This window comes from Nostoc sp. CHAB 5715 (assembly GCF_020829685.1).
Classification (GTDB): domain Bacteria; phylum Cyanobacteriota; class Cyanobacteriia; order Cyanobacteriales; family Nostocaceae; genus Nostoc.
In genome coordinates, this window is record NZ_JAIVFR010000682.1 from 1 (window position 1) to 4,254 (window position 4,254).

Genomic DNA, 4,254 nt, shown 5'->3' on the forward strand with positions numbered 1-4,254 from the left:
CAGATGAAGAACTTCAGCAACAAGCGTCCGAACTGATTGATAACTCAACTTGGTATAAGTCTTTAGACTATAAAACTCGTGAATCTTGGAGTCGTAGTCGTGGTGTTGTCTCTAAAGTTGAATATGGGTTGCGATTTTTGACTACTAAGTTGACCGAACTAATTAGATAAGTTATCCAAATTCGGGTCTGAAGTTGCTTGCTGTTCTGATTGTAGACTGGGGTTAGATGTGTCTATTCGTGTGATGCGTTCTAAATGCTGGCGACGCTGTTCCATGTTGGCTTGCTGAATGCCAGTGTGAACCATTTCCGGTAAAAATTCGATGATTTCTTCCGCAATGTGTTCCCTAACAGTCATAATTCGCAAAGCCAAATCTGGTTTTTCTCGCAACAGTTGCTCAATGTATGATTCACCATCCTGAATTTTGCCAGCAGAAAAGTTATGCAGCCAAAGTTCTAATGGAGGATTTGTTTCGCCTAGCTGTGCCAGTACTGTCCTTAAAGCCTGATAAGTCAGGTAACTTTGGAGAGTCTTGGCTGTGTCCTTCGCAATTTGCTTAAGATTCATGCTTGACCCCAGCCTTTAACAGTTATGAGTTATAAGTTATGAGTTATGAGTTATGAATTAATGTAACTCCTAACTCTTAACTCTTGTACAGACGCGATTAATCACGTCTCTTGTACAGACGCGATTAATCGCGTCTCTTCTAACTCCTAACTTTCAATCAGACGGTATCCATTGCTTCAAACTCGAACTTGATTTCTTTCCACAGTTCGCAAGCAACAGCTAGTTCAGGAGACCACTTAGCAGCTTCGCGGATGATATCGTTACCTTCACGAGCCAAGTTGCGACCTTCGTTACGAGCTTGAACAACGGCTTCCAAGGCGACGCGGTTAGCGGTTGCACCAGGAGCGTTACCCCAAGGGTGACCCAGAGTACCACCACCGAATTGTAGTACGGAGTCATCACCAAAGATTTCTACCAGCGCGGGCATGTGCCATACGTGGATACCACCAGAAGCAACTGCCATTACACCAGGTAGAGAAGCCCAGTCTTGGGTAAAGTAAATACCACGAGACTTGTCTTGCTCAATGTAGTTTTCACGCAATAGGTCAACGAAGCCCATTGTGATGCCGCGCTCACCTTCCAACTTACCTACTACTGTACCGGTGTGGATGTGATCGCCACCAGATAAACGTAGGGCTTTAGCCAATACACGGAAGTGGATACCGTGGTTCTTTTGACGGTCAATTACGGCGTGCATAGCCCGGTGAATGTGCAGCAATAGACCATTGTCACGACACCAACGAGCCAATGTGGTGTTGGCGGTGAAACCTGCGGTGAGGTAGTCATGCATGATAATGGGCTGTTTGAGTTCTTTAGCGTACTCAGCCCGCTTCAGCATTTCTTCACAGGTGGGGGCGGTGACGTTGAGGTAGTGACCTTTGATTTCACCGGTTTCAGCTTGGGCTTTGTTGATAGCTTCAGAAACGAACAAGAAGCGATCGCGCCATCTTTGGAATGGTGCGGAGTTGATGTTTTCGTCGTCTTTGGTGAAGTCCAAACCACCGCGCAAACACTCGTATACAGCGCGTCCGTAGTTCTTAGCAGAAAGACCCAATTTGGGCTTAATGGTACAACCTAGCAAAGGACGACCGTATTTGTTTAACTTGTCGCGCTCAACTTGGATACCGTGAGGAGGCCCTTGGAAGGTCTTGATGTAAGCTACTGGAAAGCGGATGTCTTCTAGACGCAGTGCCCGTAGAGCTTTGAAACCAAATACGTTACCTACAATTGAGGTCAATACGTTGGTTACAGAGCCTTCTTCAAACAAGTCCAAAGGATAGGCAACGTAGCAGATGTACTGGTTGTCTTCACCGGGAACTGGTTCGATGTCATAGCAACGACCTTTGTAGCGATCGAGGTCGGTGAGCAAGTCTGTCCACACAGTTGTCCAAGTACCTGTGGAAGACTCAGCCGCTACAGCCGCACCTGCTTCTTCGGGAGGAACACCAGGCTGGGGTGTCATGCGGAACGCAGCTAGAAGATCGGTATCTTTTGGTGTGTAATCGGGTGTGTAATAAGTTAGTCTGTAATCTTTAACCCCGGCTTGATACCCAGATTTGCTCTGAGTCTTCGTTTGAGCGTAAGACATATTTTATCCTTCCCTGAAATCACTCTTGTTAATTATCAAATCACGTTTTGTGCAACTTCCCCTCACCCGATTTTTCCCCCCTTCATCGGGGAGGAGATCAGGAAAAATTTTTGTTAGGGGTTGTTTTTGGCAAAGGGTAGCAGTTTTTTTGCGGCTGACACTTTGGTAGCGGTGGTAGCCTTCCTCACCAGTGTTATCCCCTTCTAGGGATACACGACCTAGCGCTTCTACTGTTCCCTCTTCCTACGAATCAAAATTCTTTTTTACCTCTTCATTGCACACCACGTAATTTGTAACTTATTCCACAATATATCAAGAATTCGATAAGTTATTCTTTGAAAGTTTTTAACTTATATATTTAATTTTGTTATTATATAAAGATTTAAACATTTTGTTACAGATGCTTTACAAGGAGTCATCAATGGTGTTTGGGCATGGGGCATGGGGCATGGGGAGTGGAGTTCAAAGACTCATTAACGGAGTTCAAAGACTCATTAACGGAGTTCAAAGACTCATTAATGGAGTTCAAAGACTCATTAACGGAGTTCAAAGACTCATTAATGGAGTTCAAAGACTCATTAATGGAGTTCAAAGACTCGTCGGCGAGTATTAAAGACTCATTCACGAGTATCAAAGACTCTTGGGCGAGTATCAAAGACTCATTAATGGAGTTCAAAGACTCATCCTCTATTCCCCATGCCCAATGCCCAATCCCCAATGCCCCATGCCCCATGCCCAATGCCCCATGCCCAATGCCCAATTCTCAATGTTTAAAAAATCCCGACTAGGGGAACACTGGAACTAACCCAAAGCCAGTTTAGGTAACGGCTGTTGGGTACTGTCTCCAAAGGAAATGTCACCGTGGTATTGTTTTGCAAGCGTACTAGTTTATTGACTACTTCTATCTTGCTGGGGTTGATAGCTTTGCCAAGTATAGGATGGGCACAAAAAACCCCTGATATTAATTCATCTGATGTAACCCCTGCTTATCCACCTTCTGCGCCGCCACCGCGAGTAGAACCTTTGCCGGATGAGCGGGGAGTGCAAGAAAATTCGCCACAAACTGATTATCGTGTCGGTAACTTACTGGGAGATGTTACTGGCAATCTTTGGGTAGGTTCTTGGCGAGGACTATCGCGGATTGATCCTAAAACCGGCAAGATTATTTCTCGTGTTAGTTTACCGAATGTTGCTATTGGTGCTTTAGCCCAAGACAAAGTAGGACGTTTGTGGGTAGGAAGTTATGATGGACTGTTCCGAGTAGACCCCCGTACTAGTGAAATCACCGCGCAGAATTTATTTTTGCCTTCTAAACGGGTGTTGTCATTGTTAGTTGACAAACGGGGTTATTTGTGGACTGGAACTGATAGCGGTTTAGCCCTAATTAGTCCCGACCAAGGCTTGATTATGACAACATTAAAAAATCTGCCTGGTGTCAGCGCCAACACCCTAACTTTAGATGCTGAAGGTCAACTGTGGGTTGGTACTCTTGATGGATTAGTGCGGGTAAATACTGCTAGTGCTGCGATTATGAAGCGGATAGCCGATTTACCAGGGACGACTGTCCAAGCTTTAGCTATCAGTCCAGAAGGATTAATCTGGGCAGGAATGCCAAATAATTTGCTAGTTATTAACCCAAAAACTGGTGCAGTGTTACGGTCTGTAACTCGCCTGCGTGGGCGTGATGTGACGGCGGTACGTTTTGCTAAAGATGGTAGTGTCTGGGTCGGGACTAACAATGGTTTGTTACGATTAAATCCAAATACAGGAGCTGTGTTAGATGCAGAAGTTGCTGGACTTCCTTCTAGTCGGGTTCTTGCCCTTGCACCTGACATCGCCAATAAATTATGGATTGGCACTAGTGAAGGTCTAGCTTGGTTAATGCCCAAAACGAGTAGTGCAAAACCCCATCTTGCTTTCAGTCACGCTGTTAAATGAGGGAATGGGGAGTGGGGAGTGGGGAGTGGTGAAATTCCCTACTCCCTACTCCCTACTCCCTACTCCCTACTCCCTACTCCCTACTCCCTACTCCCTACTCCCTACTCCCTACTCCCTACTCCCTACTCCCTACTCCCTACTCCCTACTCCCTACTCCCTACT

4 protein-coding genes are annotated in these 4,254 nt (G+C 45.7%); 1 reads left to right on the forward strand and 3 read right to left on the reverse strand.

Annotated elements, in window-relative coordinates:
* Positions 1 to 158 precede the first annotated feature (158 nt).
* The 3 genes from LC574_RS28930 to LC574_RS28940 all read right to left on the reverse strand — a co-directional run bounded on the left by LC574_RS28930 (position 159) and on the right by LC574_RS28940 (position 2,887).
* Positions 159 to 566, reverse strand: coding sequence for a chaperonin family protein RbcX (locus LC574_RS28930; RefSeq protein WP_229457079.1), 408 nt, complete (start codon positions 564 to 566; stop codon positions 159 to 161).
* 157 nt (positions 567 to 723) lie between these two features.
* Positions 724 to 2,154 carry a form I ribulose bisphosphate carboxylase large subunit gene (locus LC574_RS28935; RefSeq protein ID WP_229457080.1) on the reverse strand — a complete coding sequence of 477 codons (1,431 nt, stop codon included), beginning with the start codon at positions 2,152 to 2,154 and terminating at the stop codon, positions 724 to 726.
* A gap of 418 nt (positions 2,155 to 2,572) precedes the next feature.
* Positions 2,573 to 2,887 (reverse strand): hypothetical protein, encoded by a 315-nt coding sequence (locus tag LC574_RS28940; RefSeq protein WP_229457081.1) that lies wholly within the window; start codon positions 2,885 to 2,887, stop codon positions 2,573 to 2,575.
* Between the two features lie 98 nt (positions 2,888 to 2,985).
* On the opposite strand from LC574_RS28940, the gene LC574_RS28945 reads away from it, so the two are divergent.
* Positions 2,986 to 4,092, forward strand: coding sequence for a two-component regulator propeller domain-containing protein (locus tag LC574_RS28945; protein WP_229457082.1), 1,107 nt, complete (start codon positions 2,986 to 2,988; stop codon positions 4,090 to 4,092).
* Positions 4,093 to 4,254: the final 162 nt, after the last annotated feature.

Excerpts from the sequence above, each read along its gene's own strand:
- LC574_RS28930 (WP_229457079.1), bottom strand. The coding sequence starts at position 566 with ATGAATCTTAAGCAAATTGCGAAGGACACAGCCAAGACTCTCCAAAGT.
- LC574_RS28940 (WP_229457081.1), bottom strand. The coding sequence starts at position 2,887 with ATGGGGCATGGGGCATTGGGGATTGGGCATTGGGCATGGGGAATAGAG.
- LC574_RS28935 (WP_229457080.1), bottom strand. The coding sequence starts at position 2,154 with ATGTCTTACGCTCAAACGAAGACTCAGAGCAAATCTGGGTATCAAGCC.